Annotated in this window: 3 protein-coding genes; 2 read left to right on the forward strand and 1 reads right to left on the reverse strand. The window is 70.5% G+C overall.

From position 1 onward, the window contains the following. The coding region (locus ESO86_RS15675; protein WP_422836505.1) for a biotin--[acetyl-CoA-carboxylase] ligase at window positions 1-302 on the reverse strand (302 nt) is incomplete at its 3' end. Window positions 303-415: 113 nt separating this feature from the next. Between ESO86_RS15675 and ESO86_RS15680 the strand changes: the two genes are divergently transcribed. Together ESO86_RS15680 and ESO86_RS15685 are read left to right on the forward strand one after the other, a co-directional pair. Beyond that, window positions 416-2041, forward strand: coding sequence for an acyl-CoA carboxylase subunit beta (locus ESO86_RS15680; protein WP_129235798.1), 1626 nt, complete (start codon window positions 416-418; stop codon window positions 2039-2041). 8 nt (window positions 2042-2049) lie between these two features. Next, window positions 2050-2280, forward strand: a complete 231-nt coding sequence (locus tag ESO86_RS15685) for an acyl-CoA carboxylase epsilon subunit (protein WP_129235799.1) — start codon at window positions 2050-2052, stop codon at window positions 2278-2280. Window positions 2281-2292: the final 12 nt, after the last annotated feature.

The following is a 2292-nucleotide window of genomic DNA, read 5'->3' on the forward strand; positions in this document are numbered from 1 at the left end:
TTCATCGCCGCGCCCGCCAGGAGCGGGAGCCAGCCGAGCGCGTCGGGCGGAAGCGCCGCGCCGCCGAGTTCGCTCGGGCGGATGAGGACCGAGATCGCGAGCGTCTTGCCGGTCGGCGCGAGCCAGGTCCGCCCGAGGCGCCCGCGACCGCGCGTCTGGTCGTCGGTCACGACGGTCGCGCCGTGGGGCCAGCCCGAGGCATCCGCACCGGTCACGGCCTCGCGCAGGACGTCGTTCGTCGACCCGACGGAGTCGCGCCACTCGAACCTCGGCACCGCACGTCGCGATCGCTCCCAGTCCATGCGACCTCCCCTTCCGTCGAGGTTCAGGGTAGTGTCCGCGGGCGGCGCGGCGATGGCGATCACCACCACGCAGCCATGGCTTTTTGTGGGAATCCCTCAACGAACGGGCCCGGATGGGCGCCGGTAGAGTGAACGGCGTGACCGAATCGACGAACGACGGCCCCGACCTCTTCACCACCGCGGGCAAGCTCGCCGACCTCAAGCAGCGCTACCACGAGGCCGTGACGGCCTCCGGCGAGGCGGCCATCGAGAAGCAGCACGCGAAGGGCAAGATGACCGCGCGCGAGCGCATCGACGAGCTCCTCGACCCGGGCTCGTTCGTCGAGCTCGACGAGTTCGTGCGGCACCGGACGCACGCGTTCGGGATGGACGCGAAGCGGCCGTACGGCGATGCCGTCGTGACCGGCCTCGGCACGATCCACGGTCGCCCCGTGGCGGTCTACTCGCAGGACTTCACGATCTTCGGCGGCTCGCTCGGCGAGGTCGCCGGCGAGAAGATCATCAAGGTCATGGAGCACGCGCTGAAGACCGGCGTGCCCATCATCGGCATCCTCGACTCCGGCGGCGCCCGCATCCAGGAGGGCGTGGTCGCCCTCGGCAAGTACGGCGAGATCTTCCGCCGCAACACGGCCGCCTCGGGCGTCATCCCCCAGATCTCGATCGTGTGCGGCCCGGCGGCCGGCGGCGCGGTCTACTCCCCCGCGCTCACCGACTTCGTCATCATGGTCGACAAGACCAGCCAGATGTTCGTCACCGGCCCCGACGTCATCAAGACGGTGACCGGCGAGGACGTCGGCATGGAGGAGCTCGGCGGCGCGCTCACCCACAACACGATCTCGGGCGTGGCCCACTACCTCGCGAGCGACGAGTCCGACGCGCTCGACTACGCCCGCACGCTCGTGTCGTTCCTGCCCGACAACAACATGTCCGAGGCGCCGGTGTACGAGGCCGAGGTCGAACTCGAGATCACCGACGACGACCGCAGGCTCAACGCGATCATCCCCGATTCGCCGAACCAGCCGTACGACATGCACTCGATCATCGAGGGCATCGTCGACCACGGCGACTTCCTCGAGGTGCAGCCGCTGTTCGCACCGAACATCGTCGTCGGCTTCGCACGGGTCGAGGGCCGGTCGGTCGGCATCATCGCCAACCAGCCGAGCCAGATGGCCGGGACGCTGAACATAGCCGCGGGAGAGAAGGCCTCGCGCTTCGTGCGGTTCTGCGACGCGTTCTCCATCCCCATCCTCACCCTCGTCGACGTGCCCGGCTACCTCCCCGGAACCGACCAGGAGTGGACGGGCGTGATCCGCCGCGGCGCGAAGCTGCTCTACGCCTACGCCGAGGCGACCGTGCCGCTCGTCACGGTCATCACGCGCAAGGCGTACGGCGGCGCGTACATCGTCATGGGCTCCAAGCAGCTCGGCGCCGACATCAACCTCGCCTGGCCCACCGCGGAGATCGCGGTCATGGGCGGCCAGGGCGCCGTGAACATCCTCTACCGCGGCGAGATCAGGCGCGCCGAGGAGGCCGGCGAGGACGTCGCGGCCGTGCGCACCAAGCTCGCCAACGAGTACACGTACAACGTGGCCTCGCCGTTCCTGGCCGCGGAGCGGGGCGAGCTCGACGGCGTGATCGAACCGGCGGCGACGCGCGTGTCGGTCACGAAGGCGCTGCGCGCGCTCCGCACGAAGCGGGCGAGCCTGCCGCCGAAGAAGCACGGCAACATCCCGCTCTAGGAGGCACCATGACCAGCGCACCCCAGGAGGGCGACGCCCAGGCGCTCGACCTCCGGTTCCTCAGCCGCGACGTGACGGCCGACGAGGCCGCGGCCGTGACCGCGGTGCTCGTGGCGACGGTCCGAGACGCACACGGCGAGCACGAGGTGACGCCGCGCAACGACTGGTCGCACCCGCGCAACGCGCTTCGGCCGCGTGTCGAGGTCGGCCCGGGGCGTTGGACGGCGTCGGCGCGCTGACCCGCCGACGGC

The sequence above is a fragment of the Agromyces binzhouensis genome (assembly GCF_004135055.1).
In the GTDB taxonomy this organism is placed as follows: domain Bacteria; phylum Actinomycetota; class Actinomycetes; order Actinomycetales; family Microbacteriaceae; genus Agromyces; species Agromyces binzhouensis.